The sequence below is a fragment of the Caballeronia sp. dw_276 genome, assembly GCF_018449635.1.
In the GTDB taxonomy this organism is placed as follows: Bacteria; Pseudomonadota; Gammaproteobacteria; order Burkholderiales; family Burkholderiaceae; genus Caballeronia.
The window spans coordinates 459,603-476,173 of sequence record NZ_JAAVUV010000006.1; the positions used below are offsets into that span (position 1 = coordinate 459,603).

Genomic DNA, 16,571 nt, shown 5'->3' on the forward strand with positions numbered 1-16,571 from the left:
GGAGCGGCACATGGACTTCAATTTCACCGATGAACAACAGCAGTTCCGAGATGCCTTGCGCCGTTATCTCGACAAGGAATATACGTTCGATGCACGCCAGAAAATCGTGGCGTCAAAAGAGGGTGTCGATGCAAAACACTGGACTGCGTTCACCGAACTAGGCCTCATGGCATTGCCCGCGCCGGAAGCTCAGGGTGGTTTCGACGGCGGTCCGGTCGACATGCTCGTTGTCATGCCGGAGCTTGGACGCGCGCTGGTCATCGAGCCATATTGGGCGACGGCTGTTGGTATCGAGGCGTTGCGGCTTGTGGGCAATCAAAACGCTCTTGGCTTGCTTGAGCGTGCGGCCGCCGGTGAGATCAAACTAGCCGTGGCGTTCCATGAGCCGCGTGCACGGTATGACCTTTTTTCTATTGACACCACGGCGCAAGCCCAGGGCGATGAATTCTCGTTAAGCGGTGAGAAATCGCTGGTTCAGCACGGCGCGCAGGCTGACGTGTGGATCGTGCCCGCGCGGCTCAACGGCGAAGTTGCGCTGTTCGCGATCGCGCGTGACGCCGCCAACGTGGAAATCACCGAATACCGGACGATCGACGGTCAACGCGCCGCGACATTAAAACTCACCGGCACGCCAGCCACGCGTTTGGGCGATGCGCAAACCGGCGCGGCAACGCTCGAACATATCGCGGATTACGCCACCTTCCTGCTCTGCGCCGAAGCCGTCGGCGTGCTCGATGCGCTGAATCACGCAACCGTCGAATACACGAAAGAACGCAAGCAATTCGGCACACCGATCGCACGATTCCAGGCATTGCAGCATCGCATGGTGGAGATGCTGATTCATGCCGAGCAAGCACGTTCGATCACGTATCTGGCCGCGGCTCGCTATTCGAGCAACGATGCCGACGAACGCCGTCGCGCCATCTCCGCTGCCAAAGCGCGCGTGAGTCAGGCGGCGCGTTTCGTCGGTCAACAAGCCGTGCAACTTCATGGCGGCATGGGCGTCACGAACGAAGTTGCGGCGGCGCACTGGTTCAAGCGCTTGTCGATCATCGAGACAACGTTGGGCGACGTCGATCATCATCTGGCGCGGTTTGCATCACTGCCGGGATTCGCCGACACTAACGTTTGAATAATCGATGCATCAGAAAGGAGAACAGGGATGACATTCAGCTATGAAGATTTCAACGTTGGAGACGTGGCGGAACTGAGCGCTCACACGTTTTCGAAAGAGGAGATCATCGAATTCGCCGGACGTTATGATCCGCAGCCTTTTCATCTGAGCGAAGCGGGCGGTGCGGCATCCCCATTTGGCGGCCTGGTCGCGAGCGGATGGAACACCTGTTCTGCCATGATGGGCATTCTTGTGCGAGACATGCTGGCTGATTCGACATCGATGGGCTCTCCCGGCCTCGATAACATCCGCTGGCTCAAGCCGGTTCGTGTGAATGACACTGTCCGGCTGACGGTGCGCGTGCTGAGCAAGCGTGTATCGGAAAGCAAGCCGGATCGTGGCATTGTCGGAACGCGTTGGGAGGCCTATAACCAGAACGGCGATCTGGTATTGACGGTCGATTCGGCTGCTATATTCGGGCTTCGTCATCCGGGAAACACGCAATGACGCTCGCCTCTCCAGCGGATGTGAAGGCCGCGGAAGGCGGCGAGGAATATGTGAGCGCGTGGCTGGAGATGGATCAGTCGCGGGTGAACCGGTTCGCGGATGCCACCGACGATCATCAGTGGATTCACGTCGATGTCGAGCGCGCAAAGAAAGAATCGCCGTTTGGCGGACCGATCGCGCACGGGTTTTTGACGCTGGCGCTTGTGCCGAAATGGCTTGAAGAATGCGTTCCGCTGAAGCAGAAACTTGGCGTGAATTACGGCACGAACAAGGTTCGGTTCATGTCGCCGGTTTTGGTGGGCTCGAAGTTGAGAGCACGCTTTCTTGCCGAAAAGGTGAATGACGTCGAGCAGGGCGGTGTGCAAGTCATCTGGCGCGTGACCGTGCAGAAAGAAGGCGTTGAAAAACCGGTTTGCGTCGCTGAGTTCATTACGCGGCATTATTTCTGAACCGCGCTGGTCAGGTGACTTCTTGCATAGCGTCAAAGAAGTCACCGGCGGATTCGACCGCTCGACGCTCACGCGTACCGGGCCAATTCAAGCTTGGCGACAGCATTTCGATGCACTTCATCGGGGCCATCGGCGAGTCTTAAAGTCCGCGCGTGCGCATACGCGTAGGCCAACGGGAAATCATCCGACACCCCTCCGGCGCCGTGCGCCTGAATCGCCCAGTCAATGACCTGACACGCGATGTTCGGCGCGACTACCTTGATCATCGCGATCTCGCCGCGCGCGCCTTTGTTGCCGACCGTGTCCATCATGTAGGCGGCTTTCAGCGTAAGCAAACGGGCCTGCTCGATCATGATCCGCGCTTCGGCAATGCGTTCCTGCGTCACACCGTGCGCTGCAATCGGCTTGCCGAATGCGACGCGTTGCGATGTCCGTTTGCACATAAGTTCAAGCGCGCGTTCGGCCAATCCGATCAGACGCATGCAATGATGAATGCGTCCAGGCCCGAGACGCCCCTGGGCGATTTCAAATCCGCGTCCTTCACCAAGCAATACATTCGATGCCGGCACGCGCACGTTATCGAGCGTGATATCCATGTGGCCGTGCGGGGCGTCGTCGTAACCGAACACCGAAAGCGGTCGATGCACCGTGATACCGGATGAGTCCGCCGGGACGAGGATCATCGATTGTTGCTGATGTTTCGGGGCCTCGGGGTCGGTCTTGCCCATCACGATATACACCTTGCAACGCGGATCGCCCGCACCCGATGACCACCATTTGTGGCCGTTGATCACGTAGTTGTCACCGTCACGCACGATGCTGCATTGAATGTTTGTTGCATCGGACGAGGCCACGTCCGGCTCCGTCATCAGGAACGCCGAACGGATCTCGCCTTGCAGCAGCGGTTCGAGCCATTGCTGCTTCTGCTGATCGCTGCCATAACGTTCGATGGTCTCCATGTTGCCCGTATCCGGCGCGCCGCAATTGAAGACTTCGGGCGCCCACGGAACACGTCCCATGATCTCGCAAAGCGGCGCGTATTCCAGATTGCTCAAACCGGCGCCACGTTCCGATTCCGGAAGGAAAAGATTCCACAGGCCGGCATCGCGGGCGTTTTGCTTGAGCGTTTCGATCAGTTCAAGCGGAATCCACGCATCGCCGTTTGCGCGGTTCGCCGCAATTTCCTGGTTGAACGCGCGTTCGTTCGGATAGATATGCTCATCGAAAAAAGCGGTCAGCTTGTGACGCAACTCCTGCACTTTCGGCGTGTAGTCGAAATTCATCTCGTCTCCTGTTTCCTGAAGGCCTTATCCGGTCACTTTTTGCGCGTACGACCACGCGAGTTCGGCCATCGGTTTGGCGCGTTTGCCTGCATCGATAGCTTGCGCACTTGCCGCCGTGCCTTCGCTCACGCGCTTCATGATCCCCTGCAAGATCGCGGCGATGCGGAACATGTTGTAGGCTAGGTAGAAGTTCCAGTCGCCCTGGATCTTCAGGCCCGTGCGTGCGAGATAGTGCGCGACGTAGGTCTGTTCGTCGGGAATGCCGAGCGCCGCCCAGTCGAGCCCGCCGATGCCGCGAAATTGCGTCGGATCGACGTGCCATGCCATGCAGTGGTAAGCGAAGTCGGCAAGGGGGTCGCCCAGCGTTGACAGTTCCCAGTCGAGCACGGCGAGCACGCGCGGTTCTGTCGGGTGGAAGATCAGGTTGTCGAGCCGGAAGTCGCCGTGAACGATCGATACGCTTTCGCCGCCGCGCGGAATATGCTGCGGCAGCCATTCGATCAGCTTGTTCATCGCCTCGATGGATTCGGTTTCCGATGCAACGTATTGCTTGCTCCATCGGCCGATCTGGCGTTCGAAATAATTGCCGGGCTTGCCATAGGTTTCGAGACCCGCTTGGGCGATATCCACCGAATGCAACGCCGCGATCACGCGATTCATTTCATCGTAAATGGCGCCGCGTTCGGCAGGTGTCATGCCGGGCAGCGCCTGATCCCACAACACACGTCCCTCGATGAACTCCATCACGTAGAACGAGCGGCCAATCACGCTTTCGTCGTCGCATAACGCGAACATTTTCGCGACGGGAACGTCCGTGTTTGCAAGCGCATCCATCACGCGATATTCGCGATCGATCGCATGCGCCGACGGCAACAGCTTCGCCGCCGGACCCGGCTTCGATCGCATCACGTAACTTCGTGCGGGCGTGATCAGTTTGAAGGTGGGATTCGACTGGCCGCCGGCGAACTGCTCGACGCTGACGGGTCCGGCGAAATCCTCGATATGTGTTTCGAGCCACGCCGATAACGCCGCCATGTCGAACTGTTGCCGCTCGTTGACGGGCCGCGTTCCTTCGAACGCGGAAAAATCCTGCTGTACCGGCAAGGGCGCGTCGTTTGAAGCCATTGTTGTCTCCTCCGATTTTGCGTACATCTTGTGGGCAGCAGCGTCGCGCTTCAAGGCGCTGTTGTCGCCGCACGCTTGATTACTTCAGGACCGATGTGTATCGCACGAATTGTTCGTAGAGCAATTCCATGGTCGTGTTGCGTACGGTTGCGTGAAGCGGCGAGGGCGGCGAGTGATTCAGCGCGCGGATGACCCAGTCGCCGGGTTTGTTGCCAACGTCGAGCGCGTTGATGCAACCTGTCGTCTGCGATAAATGCCCGAAGAACATGCGGCCGCCACCCGTGATCGCGTGCGATAACAACGCCCGGTTGACCCCGCCGTGCAGCACGAGCAACGCCGTGTCCCACGATCCATCGTCACGTAGCCGCTGCAACGGCGGCACCACGCGATCCATCAATTCGCCGATGGTCTCGCCGCCAAGGAACGCCGTCGTCTCGGGCACGATGCCGTCAAACACGCTAAGAAACGCGCGCTCGAAATCCTTTGGCGGCAGGTTGCTCAATCGGCCGCCACGAATCTCTTCCCATTCCGGCCAGACATCGATTTCGATTTCCTGAGCCGTTTCAGCCAGCACGCGTTGTGCCGTCTCGAGCGTTCTAGGCAGGCCGCTGACGATGACTTTATCGAAGCGAATCTGTTGCGCCTCGAACGCGCGTCCGGCCGCGGTGGCTTCGGCCCGCCCGCGCTCGTTGAGCGGCACATTGATTGGATCGATGGCGCGGCCGGTGGCATCGAAATACGTGACGTCGCCGTGACGCATCAAAAAGATGCGGCGGCGTTTGGGGAGTTCGTAGGCTGTCGACATTATTTGTAGAGCGGTGGCCGCTTCTCGAGGAACGCGTTGATGCCTTCGAGCGCGTTGCCGTTATAGAGCGCATCGACGAAACCATCGCGTTCGGCATCGAGTTGTTCGGCGAGCGATTGTGTTTCCGCCGATGCGATCAGCGTCTTGATCTGCGCCAGCGCTTTCGGCGCCATGCGGCCGAGTTCATCGGCCCAGGCGATGGCGGTATCGAGCGCTGCGCCCGGTTTCGTCACGCGATTCACTACGCCAACTTCGTGCAGACGCGTGGCGCCGATCGGCTTCGCTTCCAGCAGGATTTCGGTGGCAAGCGCGCGGGGCAATGCACGCGTCAGAAACCACGAACCGCCGCCATCGGGCGTAAGACCAACGCGCGCGTACGACATGACGAACTTGGCGTCATCGGCGGCAACCAGCAGGTCGCAGGCCAATGCCAATGAAAACCCCGCGCCCGCGGCCGCGCCTTCCACGGCCGCAATCACCGGCTTGGTGGAGGACCGCAATGCCACGATCCATTCGCCCAGCATGTCGATGCTCGCCGCTTGCACCGACGGATCTTTCGCGCGATTTTCAAGGAGACGGTTGAGATTGCCGCCGGCGCAAAAGAAGTTGTCGGCGCCGGTCAGGACGATTGCGCGCACAGACGTATCGCGCTCGGCTGTGTTCATCGCTTCGATCCCGGCTGCGTACATGTCCGGGTGCAATGCGTTGCGTGCGCCCGGATTGGACAACTTCAACACGAGCGTGGTGTCGCTTTCGGCCGGCCGGGCGGAGAGCAATTCGGCGCTCATTCTGCGGCCTCATCGAAGGTAAGCGACAGGCCGAGCTGCGCGCGACGCGTCAACCACGGCGATGGCCGATAGCGCGGATCGCCCAGCACGCTCTGGATATTGCGCAGGATGGTGAGGATGGTCGTTGCGCCGAGCGCGTCGCCGAGCGCGAGCGGACCACGCGGATAACCCAGGCCTAGCGTCACGGCGAGATCGATATCGGCGGGCGTCGCGATGCGTTGCTGCGCAATATCGCAACCGATATTCACGATGGTCGCCACCACCCGTTGCGCGACGAATCCAGTGGAATCGCGGATCACGGTGACGGGCACGCCATCGAAAGCGAAGAGGGCGTGCGCGGCGTCGCGGAATTCGGCCGTGGTCGCGGGCGTTGTCATGATGGTGCGGCGGGCGGCATCGGCGAGCGGAAAGAGCGTGTCGATGGCAACCGTGCGCGCCGCATCCAGCTTCTCCGCGACGCACGCCGTGGTTGCATCGTGCCCGAGCGGCGTGACGATGATCAGCGAATCCGGCGCAGGCGTGCCGCCGGTATCGATTGTCACGTTCGTTTCCATCTTCGCAATCAGCTTGAACACTTCCTCGCGCGCATGGACCGAGGCACGACTCACCCACACGCGACGCGGCAACGTGGTTGGCGCGGGTGCTTCTTCAGGCGTCTGCTGCTTGCCATCTACATATTTATAGAAACCTTCGCCTACCTTGCGTCCGATCAAACCGCCCGCGAGTCGCGTACCGGTGATGGGCGACGGCGTGAACCTGGGTTCTTCATAGAACTGGTGATAAATCGATTCCATCACCGGATGCGACACGTCGAGGGCGGTGAGATCGAGCAGTTCGAACGGACCGAGCCTGAAGCCGGCTTGCTCGCGCATGATCCGGTCGATATCCACAAAACTCGCGACGCCTTCACTTGCGATCCGCAAGCCTTCGGTATTCATGCCGCGCCCGGCGTGATTCACGATAAACCCCGGCATGTCCTTCGCGCGGACCGCCGTGTGGCCCATCTTGCGGCCGAGGGCCATGAGCGCATCGCCGGCGGCGGGGTCCCCACGCAGGCCGTCGATCACCTCGACCACTTTCATCAGCGGCACGGGGTTGAAGAAATGCAGGCCGACCACGCGCTCGGGCTTCGTGGACCCAGCGGCGATCGCGGTAATGGATAGCGACGACGTGTTCGACGCCAGGATGCAATCATCGCGAACAATGCCTTCCAGCTCGCGGAACAACTCGCGCTTGACGTCGAGCTTCTCCACGATCGCTTCGATCACGACATCGCAATCGGCAAGATCGCTGATCGCGTCAGCCGCATGAATTCTGGCCAGTGCGTCGTGTGCGTCGGCTTCGGTAAGCTTGCCTTTTGCGGCGAGTTTGTTCAGGGTATCGGCGAGGAACTCGCGCGCGGCGATGATGGCTTGCTTGTTGGCATCGTAGAGACGCACGGTCAGGCCGCCCGTCGCCGCGATCTGCGCAATACCCCGCCCCATCGCGCCGCTGCCCACCACGCCTAACGTTCGAATCTCTGTGTCGCGAAAACTCATGGTGTGTCTCACTCCTTATTTTGCTAGATTAGCACGATCGTGCTGTTAGTGAGATGGCCCGCATGGCCGTCGATTGTCTGCGTTACTTAAAAATCAAGACGTTACTGGAGATCTCGCAATGCTCAAGCTGTATGGTTTTCCGTTGTCCAACTACGTGAACAAGGTGAAGTTCGTGCTGCTCGAACATGGCATTGCGTTCGAGGAGGTGCGCGCCAATTTCGGCCAGGATGAAGCGACGCTCGCGCTATCGCCACTCGGCAAGGTTCCGTACATCGAGACCGAAAACGGGTCGCTGTGCGAGTCGCAGGTGATCATCGAGTATCTGGCGAGCGCGTACCCGGACAAGCCCATCTTTTCCGCCGATCCGTTCATGGCCGCCAAGGAGCGCGAGATGATTGCGTTCATCGAGCTGCATCTGGAACTGGTCGCGCGCGACCTCTATAAACAAGCGTTTTTCGGCGGCACCGTGACCGATTACACGAAGACGCGCGCCGAAAAAAAGCTTCGTCACGGTATCGCGGGATTGAAGCGGATCGCGAAGTTCGAGCCGTACGCGCTCGGCACGACCTTCAGTATCGCCGATGTCAGTGCGTTCGTGAATTTGCCGCTCATCGGCCTGACAACGAAAGCGGTTTATGGCGCGGATTTCCTGCTGGAAGCGGGTATCGACTGGAAGGCGCACAACAAGCGCGTGGGGGAACGGCCGGCCGCACAGAAAGTGACGGCCGACCGCCTCGCGTTCATGGACGCGCAGAAAAAAGAACTACCGAAGATTTAAAGCTTTACAGGCTCGCGAGGCGATCGAGCGCGGTGCGCAGCGTCTCTTCTTTCTTCGCGAAGCAAAAGCGCACGACGCCCGATTCATGGCTCTCATGATAGAACGCAGACACGGGAATGGCCGCGACGCCGATCTCGCTTGTGAGCCATTGCGAGAACTCGGCCTCGGGCAGGTCGCTGATGGCCGAATAGTCTACGCATTGGAAATACGTGCCGTCGCAAGGCAGCAATTTGAAGCGCGAGTTCGCCAGGCCCGCGCGGAAGAAGTCGCGCTTTTGCTGATAGAACGCCGGCAGATCCATATAAGGCGCCGGGTCCTTCAAGTATTGCGCGATGCCCACCTGCATCGGCGTATTCACGGTGAAGACGTTGAACTGATGGACTTTGCGGAATTCCGCCGTGAGCGCAGCGGGTGCGGCGACATAGCCAACCTTCCAGCCCGTCACGTGAAACGTCTTGCCGAAACTCGACACCACGAAGCTGCGCGCAGCCAGATCCGGATATCGCGAGACGCTTTCATGTGGCGCGCCGTCGAAGACCATGTGTTCGTAGACTTCGTCGGAGAGGATCAGCACGTCGGTGCCGCGCATGATCTCGTCGAGCTTTTGCATGTCGGCGGCGCGCCAGACACGGCCCGTCGGGTTATGCGGCGTGTTGATGATCAGCAGGCGCGTTTTCGGCGTGATCGCGGCGGCGATCTTGTCGAAGGGGAGGGCGTAGTCCGGCGCTTCCAGCGATACAAACACCGGCTTGCCGCCCGCCAGTTCGATTGCCGGGACGTAGCAGTCATACATCGGCTCGATCACGACGACTTCATCGCCCGGATGCACGCAGCACAAAATGGCCGTGAGGATCGCCTGAGTCGCGCCGGCCGTGACCGTGATTTCGCGCTCGATATCGTATTTGCGTCCGTACAGCCGCTCGATCTTTTCGCTGATCGCGTGACGCAGCGGCGCGGCGCCGGCCATCGGCGGGTACTGGTTGTGGCCGTCGCGCATGGCGTTCGCGACCGCGTCCACAATGCGTGGATCGCACGCGAAATCCGGAAATCCCTGGCCCAGGTTGACCGCGCCTTTTTGCGCCGCGAGCGCGCTCATGACCGTGAAGATCGTCGTGCCCACGTTCGGCAGGCGTGAAGTGATAGCGGGAACGGCGGCGGAATGCGGGAGGTCGTGCGAGGCGTTCATAGTGTGGTCGATCGGCTGCGCTGGAGGAATGTGGCTTATTTTAAACGTCGATTGCGTTCGTTTCCGCATTGGCCTCAAAGTGCGCTTCAAGGCTGACGACGAAAGGTGCGGGCTGCGCGATGCGAAAGCCGAAATCACGCGCCGTGCGTTTTGCGAGTTTGAGCAGTGCCCGATCCTTCGATACCAGCCAGTCCGCCTTGATGGCGTGCGCCAGTTCGAGGAATTTCTGATCGTCGCGATCCTTGCATTTCGGCAGCGGCGGGGCGTCGTCGGGCAACGGTTCGATTTCGACTAATTGGGAAAGCCGCGCGACCGTTTCCAGCGCCTTCGCCTTGTCCACGGCAAAACGGACGAATTGCGGATAGTCCAGCACGTATGTCAGTTCTTTCAGGCAACGCGCATCGATCAACGCTTCCAGCGTGCCGGCTTCGAGCGCGGCACGAATGGGGCGGGAATTGGGGTCATCGAATACGAGAATGTCGATCCACACATTCGAATCGAGCACGGCGCGCCACGCGGGGGATTTTTTCATTCGATACAATCGAGGGTTTCCGTCTTCATCGTTGGCAAGCATGCCGGCGAGCCCCTATGATAATCGTTCTCTCGCCGGCCAAATCGCTCGACTACGAGACCCCGCCTCACGTTACGAAGCACACGTTGCCTGAATTCACCGCAGATTCCGCCGAGCTCATCAAGGCGCTGCGCAAACTCTCGCCACAGGAAATCAGCAGCCTCATGCATATCTCCGATCCGCTCGCGCGACTCAACTTCCAGCGTTACGCCGACTGGTCGCCGACGTTCGACTCGGAGAATTCGAAGCAGGCCATGCTCGCGTTCAACGGCGACGTGTACGAAGGATTCGACGCGAAATCGCTCCACGCAGCCGACCTTGATTACGCTCAGAACCACGTGCGCGTGCTGTCCGGACTGTATGGGTTGCTGCGCCCGCTTGACCTGCTGCAGCCGTATCGGCTGGAGATGGGAACGAAGTTCGCCAACGCGCGCGGCAAGGATCTCTACGCGTTCTGGGGCGACCGGATCACGGCGGCGCTCAACGCGCAAATGAAAAAGCAGCGCGGTGCGAAGGTGCTGGTCAATTGCGCGTCGGGAGAATATTTCAAATCGGTTCAGCCGAAGCGGCTCGACGCGCCCATCGTCACGCCCGTGTTCCAGGACTGGAAGAACGGCCAGTACAAGATCATCAGTTTTCACGCCAAACGCGCTCGCGGGTTGATGGCGCGGTTCGCCGTGCAGCATAGAATCGATGAACCCGACGGCCTGAAGGACTTCGGCAGCGAAGGGTACGCCTTCGATAAAAAGGCATCGACTGAAACAACGTACGTGTACCGGCGGCGTATCGGGGCTTGAGGCAAAGGCCCTGGCTGCAAGACAGGACAATTCAAGGAAGCGTCATGAGCATTTCAATCACGAGTCAATTCGATGCGGGCGCGATCGACGTCGTTTCCGTCGACAATCCCGCTGATATCCGCCTGCGCATCCGCCCGGACAGCCACGCTGATTTCGCGCAGTGGTTCTACTTTCGCGTGGGCAACGTCCGCGACGTAGCGCTCACGATGACCTTCGAAAACGCCGCCGACTGTGCGTTCGCCGAAGGCTGGCGCGACTATAGGGCGGTGGCGAGCTACGACAGGATCAACTGGTTCCGGGTGCCGACGCGTTACGACGGCCGGGTGATGACCATCGAGCACACGCCTGATTTCGATGCCATCTATTACGCGTATTTCGAGCCATACAGCGAAGAGCGGCACGCGGGTTTCATCGGCGCGGTGCAGCAGATGCCGCATGCCACAGTCACTGAAATCGGCCGCACTGTGCAGGGGCGCCCAATGTCGCTCCTGACGCTGGGCTTGCTCGAAGACGACGAAGTTAAAGACGCTGATGACGAAGCCGCAGAGCCAAAGAAAAACGTCTGGATCATCGCGCGCCAGCATCCAGGCGAAACCATGGCCGAATGGTTTGTGGAAGGCTTGATCAAGCGGCTGGCGGGGTGGGGCGATTGGGCAGGCGACCCGGTCGCGCGCCTGATCTTCGATCACGCCGTGTTTCACATCGTCCCCAACATGAATCCCGACGGCAGCGTGCTTGGCAATTTGCGCACGAACGCGGCAGGCGCCAATCTGAATCGCGAATGGATGGAGCCGGACGCCGTGCGCAGTCCGGAAGTGCTCGCGGTGCGCAATGCCATGCATGCAATCGGCTGCGATCTTTTCTTCGATATCCACGGCGACGAAGCGCTGCCTTATGTGTTCGTGGCGGGCTCGGAAATGTTGCCGGGCTTCACGAAAAAGCAGGCCGAGGAGCAGAAGGCGTTTATTGAATGCTTCAAGCAGGCAAGCCCAGACTTTCAGGACGTGTATGGCTATGAAGCAAGCAAGTATCAGACGGATGCGTTGAAGCTCGCGTCGAAATACGTCGGTAACGAGTTCGGGTGTTTGTCGCTGACGCTTGAAATGCCGTTCAAGGACAACGCGGATCTGCCGGATGAACGGGTGGGATGGAACGGAGAACGAAGTGCGGCGCTGGGCGCATCGATGCTGCAAGCCATCTTGCGGCATGTGCAGGCGTTTTGATTAGCCCGCGCGTTAATTAGCGCGCGGCGATCAAAAGGGCGAGATCGTAAAGTGACGATTTCGCCCTTTGTTTTTCGGGCGTCAGTGCTTCTTCTTGGTGGATTTGGTAGAAGAAGATTTCTTTGCTGTAGACGCTGAGACCTTGCCGCTCGAAGCCTTGCCCTTCGCAGTTTTTCCGCCCTTGGCTTTGACTGCGCTGTGCTTGCCGCGAGCGCTGTGGACCGATCGTGGTTCGGCGCGTGGTCTGGCAGCAGGCACCGGGTCATTCCAGCCGAACGCAAGCATCTGGCTACCTACATAACCGCACCGGAACTTGAGCGTTGATGGCGTCGTGTCACCGTCCTTCGTCACGCCAAGTCCCTCGACGGTCACCACGTTATCGACCTTGATGCGCTGCTTGTGGTCGTCGAACGAGTCGTTCCACGGGGCGATGCTGCCATGCGCGGCATCGAACGAACTAGCCGGGAACTCCACATGGTCAAACGCCGTTGATGTGCTCGCGACAAAGCTGCCGTGCGCGGCGCAGTCGGCCACCAAAGGATTGGCGTTGAAGTCGGTCACGAAGTGATTGACGAGCTCGTTGCGATCGTCGAGCGTGTCGGCGAACGCGGCGGCGCTGCAGAGGGCTGACGTGATTGTCGCCACGGATGCGATCGCTACCAGCCGGCCGACCAGCCGAAGCAGTCGACGCGGTTCTTGAATACTATCCATCGGGTTGGGCACTAAAGAGACATCAGGCACGTAAGATGCCTGACAGTGAACAGGAGTTCCATCTTATATCAAATTCTTTAGCAATCCGGCGCGGCCAGACTGCAATCAGACCCGCGGACCACGATCCAGCCGATACCGCCGGACGTCGAACGTTGTTATCCACGCGGGCCTGTAGACAGTGATGAGGATCGTGAAGAGACCGGTGAAGAGCGCCTCGCCGACAACGAGCAGCGTGGCGGCAAGCGAAAAGCCCGCCGGTATGAACAGCCGCCCATCGGCGAGGATGATCTGGAGGAGCAAGCCGGAACCACACGCCACCGCGACTGCAACTGCCGACGTAAGAAAACCATGGCCAAGGATGAAGACGAACAAGCTCCTGGGGATCCACGCCTGAATGGCTTTTTGCATCAGCGAAGACACGGCGACCGGCAAAGCGCCGAACAAAAGAAATGTCACCGGTACACCTGGCCATGCTGCGTCCAGCACAACCGCCGCCAGTCCCGTCGCCACCGCCATGCCGGCCATGGCGAGCTGCCAGTCAAACAGCGTGACCATCAGCGTTGCGCCAAGAAGATGAATGGCCGGACCGTCTTCGAACCACGTATTGCAGGCCCAAAGCACGGTAACAGCCACTACGATTCCAAACCACACGTGTTGAAGCGTTCCATCTTGCAGCCGGCGGAAGGGGTTCTTCCAGATGCCAAGCGCGAGCACGCCCGCAGTGACTATCCAGCCACCTATAGCAAGCCACAGCGGGAGAGGTGTGTAGAAGAAACCCATAAATCTCATATTACTCGTTTGCGCCCGAAAACGTGTGCATTGACTGTGCCAGCGTGGTTTCACGGGCGCAACGCGTGAACTGCGCGTTGCGCCCGCGGTCGCTTTCGTGGTTGTGCAGTCGGTTTCAGTCGCCAAAACGCGGCAGGGGTTGAGCAGCCATTGGAATCAGGTGCTCTTCTTCCGGACGCGGCGAATAAACAGCCGACGCGGGCGCTCGCAGCGGTACCACACCTGCATCGCCAATCGATGGCCGCGGCGAAGCATCAGACTCGCGCCTCAACACCTCCAGATGGCGGTTTTGCCAGCCGTTATAGATCGCGACTGCCGCCGCGCGATTAGGCGCGCCGAGTTGCTGGAAGATGCTGCCGAGATGTATTTTCACCGTGCCCTCACTAATCCCCAACGTCTTGGCGATGATTTTGTTCGTGCTCCCCATGTGCAGGCAGCGCATGATCTGTTGCTGACGCAGCGACAGCGTGTTGAATCGCTTCAACCCTTTCCGGAACGCTTTTGGTTCGGAGTCCCGGCGCGCGACGGGGCCCGGTTCCAAGGCCGGATCGAGGGCGTTCACCGGAACATAGTGGCCGCCGAGCAGAACCATTTCCAGCGCACGAATGATCAAGGTCGGGTCGAGATGGCGCGGCACAACGCCTCGCGCGCCTGCACCCAGGAACAAGCGGACTTGAGCCGTCGATGCTTCGTCAACGACGATTGCAGTCGGGGTCCGCGGAAAAGCCTCGAGCAACTTTCGCAGGTCGGCCATGCGCATGGCCCTGTGCCAGTCGATCACTATCATGTCTGGCTCAAATCTCAGGATTGCGCTTGCAGCCTGCCGCCAATCTTTCGCCTCGTTGAAGCGGGCGCGCCGGTCTATATGTCGTAGAAGCGCTTTCAAACCTTCGCGGCGTTCAGCTTCCGAATTAACTATTGTGAATTTCATGTCTGCCCCTAGTCATATGATTTTCAACGCGATGCCCGTCTGCTGGAGAAACGGGCGATATGCGATCAAACCCATGATGACTAATTGCGGCGAAAAATGCGCCCTGACCAAATGGCATAGGCGGATCTCATAAATTCGCAAAAGAGGCGGCCGCGTCTTGGATATGTCTTGTTGTCCCTTGGTGATTTGCGGAAGTTTCTGAATCTGGGTAAGCGATAGAGGAGATACCAAGACTTATCCGATCGTTGGAATGGCTTTGCAGGCCTTGTGCGGAACGGATTTGCATTTTCAAGTCGCGGGTTTTATTTCGCCAAAGTTTGTGATGTGGCGAATCCGCAAAAAAAAGCCGCCCCAACGCAGGTTGGAGCGGCTATATCGTTGATTCGATGTGTTTGGTACGTTTATCGATTGTGGAGTTTCGTTAAGCCAAATGACAAATCGTCATTCTGATCTTTCCGGAAATCAGTGAAAGTGAGGCTGCGCAGGCTCTGCGTCTTCTGGCATTTCCGCGTGCACGATCTCGCCCAATGGATCGGCATACAACGGTACGCCGCAGTCTTCACAGTATTCAGGCTCGAAACGGCCCGAGTGCCGTCGGACATCCGTCACGCCCGAACGCTTCAGCAGCGCGGCGATCGCTTCAACGGGACCGTCCGCGCCTTCGAGCTCAGCCATATCTTCCGCCGCGCCAGGCTCACCGTTCTCCCGGCCATAGAGCGGCCAGACAACGCCGTAGATCACCTCGTTACTGCCACGGCGGGTAAATCCAATCCGATATTCGTCAATACGTTGCTCGCCGAAACCCGCTACGACGGCGCGCAATTCATCTGGCGCAGTGCCGAGCGTATCGAAAAGATAGCGGACGGCTGTGCGAACCGAGTGCGGACGGACCTGTTCGTCGGCGTCGCGGCATGCCGAATAATAAGCATCAGGCAGAAGGCATTCGAATTCGCATCCGGGCAAGATGGCCGCAAAGGTCGCTCCGCCTTGCGTTGCCCAATGTTCGAGACATTGGCCGCGTTCGACCCGTACGCCGTCGGTTTCCTCTTGCCAGCGAAACAGCGCCGAGCCGGTTGGCACGATCGCCATCGCAAGCAGGAAGCGCGGATCGGCAAGAATTGGCGACGTTTCGGGCAGATCGGCTAGGTTCAAACGAGTGGGCGCCTGGCCGAGCACGGTCTGAATCAGCTGCTGCGCGACGCGCGACGTTTCGACGTGATGCCGCGGCAACTGATCGATGCTGTAGAGGTACGGAGAAACAGCAACCCTGGCCCCGTCCGCCAGTACGTGAGCCTGCAACTGAGTGCGAAGCGCGTCTGCAATATCGGCTTTCAACGGGCCTGATGGAATCGAATAGCGCGTCCACGCGAGCACGGGCGCCGCGATCAGGAGGGCGTCGTGGGGTACGCCGTCGATGTCCACGGCGAATGATTCGCTTTGCGTCTCGGCCATGTCGGCGAGCGCGCCGTACGCGTCGGGAAATTTGAGTTGCAGGTGGTCGAGTGCGGCGTCGAGCGCCGTCTGGTTCCCGTTGCGGACGATTTTTGAGAGAAGCGTATCGAGGCGCGCTTCCCAAAACCGGTCTTCGATACGGCTGCCCGACGCAAACAGCGAGAGCGAGAGGCCGACAAGCTTGTCGGCGTCAGGGGGAAGTCGTTTGGCGATTCGCGAGCGCATAGGAGGCATTCATCAGGTGCAAAGAACCTTTGATTGTAGTCGCTATATGTGGGGTTGAGCCGTAATGCAGCTTGCGCATTCTTGGACTCAATGGCCGACGCTCCTCAAGCGATCGTCACCCCGATGAAATTCTTTTGCTGAACCCCTTGCGCAGTGTTGAAACGGGCACTAGAATTCCGTTCCTTCGCTTCACAACGAGGCGAAGGGAAGTGAGGAAGTGCAGTAGTAGTGGCGCGCAAGAGGATGCTGCAGAGCCAAGCAGGACGGGCCTTGCAGCGGAATCGGAAGTCGGGGGTTGA

The 16,571-nt window shown here is 59.5% G+C and carries 17 protein-coding genes; 6 read left to right on the forward strand and 11 right to left on the reverse strand.

The window, feature by feature from the left end:
- The first annotated feature begins 10 nt into the window (after nucleotides 1-10).
- The 3 genes from HB633_RS15900 to HB633_RS15910 are packed head-to-tail and all read left to right on the forward strand — an operon-like array spanning nucleotide 11 to nucleotide 2,070.
- The gene (locus tag HB633_RS15900) at nucleotides 11-1,132 is read left to right on the forward strand and encodes an acyl-CoA dehydrogenase (RefSeq protein ID WP_213779035.1); all 1,122 of its coding nucleotides are present in this window, start codon (nucleotides 11-13) and stop codon (nucleotides 1,130-1,132) included.
- 30 nt (nucleotides 1,133-1,162) lie between these two features.
- Nucleotides 1,163-1,621 (forward strand): MaoC family dehydratase, encoded by a 459-nt coding sequence (locus HB633_RS15905; RefSeq protein WP_213779036.1) that lies wholly within the window; start codon nucleotides 1,163-1,165, stop codon nucleotides 1,619-1,621.
- The gene (locus tag HB633_RS15910) at nucleotides 1,618-2,070 is read left to right on the forward strand and encodes a MaoC family dehydratase (protein WP_213779038.1); all 453 of its coding nucleotides are present in this window, start codon (nucleotides 1,618-1,620) and stop codon (nucleotides 2,068-2,070) included. Before HB633_RS15905 ends, HB633_RS15910 begins: the two co-directional genes overlap by 4 nt.
- Nucleotides 2,071-2,138: 68 nt before the next feature.
- On the opposite strand, the gene HB633_RS15915 is transcribed toward HB633_RS15910, so the two are convergent.
- From HB633_RS15915 to HB633_RS15935, 5 genes are all read right to left on the reverse strand, one after another.
- Nucleotides 2,139-3,353 (reverse strand): acyl-CoA dehydrogenase family protein, encoded by a 1,215-nt coding sequence (locus HB633_RS15915; RefSeq protein WP_213779039.1) that lies wholly within the window; start codon nucleotides 3,351-3,353, stop codon nucleotides 2,139-2,141.
- A 24-nt stretch (nucleotides 3,354-3,377) separates the two neighbouring features.
- The gene (locus HB633_RS15920) at nucleotides 3,378-4,478 is read right to left on the reverse strand and encodes a phosphotransferase (protein WP_213779041.1); all 1,101 of its coding nucleotides are present in this window, start codon (nucleotides 4,476-4,478) and stop codon (nucleotides 3,378-3,380) included.
- Nucleotides 4,479-4,557: 79 nt separating this feature from the next.
- Entirely contained in the window at nucleotides 4,558-5,283 is a 726-nt protein-coding gene (locus HB633_RS15925; RefSeq protein ID WP_213779042.1) for a histidine phosphatase family protein, read from the reverse strand.
- Entirely contained in the window at nucleotides 5,283-6,071 is a 789-nt protein-coding gene (locus HB633_RS15930) for an enoyl-CoA hydratase (RefSeq protein WP_213779044.1), read from the reverse strand. The genes HB633_RS15925 and HB633_RS15930 overlap by 1 nt, the downstream gene beginning before the upstream one ends.
- Nucleotides 6,068-7,609 (reverse strand): 3-hydroxyacyl-CoA dehydrogenase, encoded by a 1,542-nt coding sequence (locus HB633_RS15935; protein ID WP_213779045.1) that lies wholly within the window; start codon nucleotides 7,607-7,609, stop codon nucleotides 6,068-6,070. The genes HB633_RS15930 and HB633_RS15935 overlap by 4 nt, the downstream gene beginning before the upstream one ends.
- Before the next feature lie 118 nt (nucleotides 7,610-7,727).
- Here HB633_RS15935 and HB633_RS15940 point away from each other — a divergent pair, with 118 nt between their 5' ends.
- Nucleotides 7,728-8,387: a glutathione S-transferase gene (locus tag HB633_RS15940; protein ID WP_213779046.1), complete on the forward strand. Its 660-nt coding sequence runs from the start codon at nucleotides 7,728-7,730 to the stop codon at nucleotides 8,385-8,387.
- 4 nt (nucleotides 8,388-8,391) lie between these two features.
- Here HB633_RS15940 and HB633_RS15945 read toward each other — a convergent pair whose 3' ends face one another.
- Together HB633_RS15945 and HB633_RS15950 are read right to left on the reverse strand one after the other, a co-directional pair.
- On the reverse strand, nucleotides 8,392-9,573 hold the full coding sequence (locus HB633_RS15945) for a pyridoxal phosphate-dependent aminotransferase (RefSeq protein ID WP_213779047.1): 1,182 nt from the start codon (nucleotides 9,571-9,573) through the stop codon (nucleotides 8,392-8,394).
- A 40-nt stretch (nucleotides 9,574-9,613) separates the two neighbouring features.
- Nucleotides 9,614-10,105, reverse strand: a complete 492-nt coding sequence (locus HB633_RS15950) for a putative toxin-antitoxin system toxin component, PIN family (RefSeq protein WP_213779048.1) — start codon at nucleotides 10,103-10,105, stop codon at nucleotides 9,614-9,616.
- A 56-nt stretch (nucleotides 10,106-10,161) separates the two neighbouring features.
- Here HB633_RS15950 and yaaA point away from each other — a divergent pair, with 56 nt between their 5' ends.
- Nucleotides 10,162-10,941 (forward strand): peroxide stress protein YaaA, encoded by a 780-nt coding sequence (gene yaaA / locus HB633_RS15955; RefSeq protein WP_213779050.1) that lies wholly within the window; start codon nucleotides 10,162-10,164, stop codon nucleotides 10,939-10,941.
- A 44-nt stretch (nucleotides 10,942-10,985) separates the two neighbouring features.
- The gene (locus HB633_RS15960; RefSeq protein WP_213779051.1) at nucleotides 10,986-12,164 is read left to right on the forward strand and encodes a M14-type cytosolic carboxypeptidase; all 1,179 of its coding nucleotides are present in this window, start codon (nucleotides 10,986-10,988) and stop codon (nucleotides 12,162-12,164) included.
- Nucleotides 12,165-12,245: 81 nt separating this feature from the next.
- Here the strand turns inward: HB633_RS15960 and HB633_RS15965 are convergent, their stop codons facing one another.
- From HB633_RS15965 to HB633_RS15980, 4 genes are all read right to left on the reverse strand, one after another.
- On the reverse strand, nucleotides 12,246-12,875 hold the full coding sequence (locus HB633_RS15965) for a hypothetical protein (protein WP_213779104.1): 630 nt from the start codon (nucleotides 12,873-12,875) through the stop codon (nucleotides 12,246-12,248).
- Between the two features lie 105 nt (nucleotides 12,876-12,980).
- Nucleotides 12,981-13,655 carry an energy-coupling factor ABC transporter permease gene (locus tag HB633_RS15970; RefSeq protein ID WP_213779105.1) on the reverse strand — a complete coding sequence of 225 codons (675 nt, stop codon included), beginning with the start codon at nucleotides 13,653-13,655 and terminating at the stop codon, nucleotides 12,981-12,983.
- Between the two features lie 124 nt (nucleotides 13,656-13,779).
- A complete protein-coding gene (locus tag HB633_RS15975) occupies nucleotides 13,780-14,451 on the reverse strand; it encodes a response regulator transcription factor (protein ID WP_255580943.1) in 672 nt (223 codons plus the stop codon).
- A gap of 606 nt (nucleotides 14,452-15,057) precedes the next feature.
- Nucleotides 15,058-16,272, reverse strand: a complete 1,215-nt coding sequence (locus HB633_RS15980; protein WP_213779055.1) for a DUF2863 family protein — start codon at nucleotides 16,270-16,272, stop codon at nucleotides 15,058-15,060.
- Nucleotides 16,273-16,571 lie beyond the last annotated feature (299 nt).

Excerpts from the sequence above, each read along its gene's own strand:
- HB633_RS15945 (WP_213779047.1), bottom strand. The coding sequence starts at position 9,573 with ATGAACGCCTCGCACGACCTCCCGCATTCCGCCGCCGTTCCCGCTATC.
- HB633_RS15950 (WP_213779048.1), bottom strand. The coding sequence starts at position 10,105 with ATGAAAAAATCCCCCGCGTGGCGCGCCGTGCTCGATTCGAATGTGTGG.
- HB633_RS15910 (WP_213779038.1), top strand. The coding sequence starts at position 1,618 with ATGACGCTCGCCTCTCCAGCGGATGTGAAGGCCGCGGAAGGCGGCGAG.
- HB633_RS15920 (WP_213779041.1), bottom strand. The coding sequence starts at position 4,478 with ATGGCTTCAAACGACGCGCCCTTGCCGGTACAGCAGGATTTTTCCGCG.
- HB633_RS15960 (WP_213779051.1), top strand. The coding sequence starts at position 10,986 with ATGAGCATTTCAATCACGAGTCAATTCGATGCGGGCGCGATCGACGTC.
- HB633_RS15900 (WP_213779035.1), top strand. The coding sequence starts at position 11 with ATGGACTTCAATTTCACCGATGAACAACAGCAGTTCCGAGATGCCTTG.
- HB633_RS15940 (WP_213779046.1), top strand. The coding sequence starts at position 7,728 with ATGCTCAAGCTGTATGGTTTTCCGTTGTCCAACTACGTGAACAAGGTG.
- HB633_RS15915 (WP_213779039.1), bottom strand. The coding sequence starts at position 3,353 with ATGAATTTCGACTACACGCCGAAAGTGCAGGAGTTGCGTCACAAGCTG.
- HB633_RS15970 (WP_213779105.1), bottom strand. The coding sequence starts at position 13,655 with ATGGGTTTCTTCTACACACCTCTCCCGCTGTGGCTTGCTATAGGTGGC.
- HB633_RS15935 (WP_213779045.1), bottom strand. The coding sequence starts at position 7,609 with ATGAGTTTTCGCGACACAGAGATTCGAACGTTAGGCGTGGTGGGCAGC.
- HB633_RS15905 (WP_213779036.1), top strand. The coding sequence starts at position 1,163 with ATGACATTCAGCTATGAAGATTTCAACGTTGGAGACGTGGCGGAACTG.
- HB633_RS15975 (WP_255580943.1), bottom strand. The coding sequence starts at position 14,451 with ATGATAGTGATCGACTGGCACAGGGCCATGCGCATGGCCGACCTGCGA.
- HB633_RS15980 (WP_213779055.1), bottom strand. The coding sequence starts at position 16,272 with ATGCGCTCGCGAATCGCCAAACGACTTCCCCCTGACGCCGACAAGCTT.
- yaaA (WP_213779050.1), top strand. The coding sequence starts at position 10,162 with ATGATAATCGTTCTCTCGCCGGCCAAATCGCTCGACTACGAGACCCCG.
- HB633_RS15965 (WP_213779104.1), bottom strand. The coding sequence starts at position 12,875 with ATGGATAGTATTCAAGAACCGCGTCGACTGCTTCGGCTGGTCGGCCGG.
- HB633_RS15925 (WP_213779042.1), bottom strand. The coding sequence starts at position 5,283 with ATGTCGACAGCCTACGAACTCCCCAAACGCCGCCGCATCTTTTTGATG.
- HB633_RS15930 (WP_213779044.1), bottom strand. The coding sequence starts at position 6,071 with ATGAGCGCCGAATTGCTCTCCGCCCGGCCGGCCGAAAGCGACACCACG.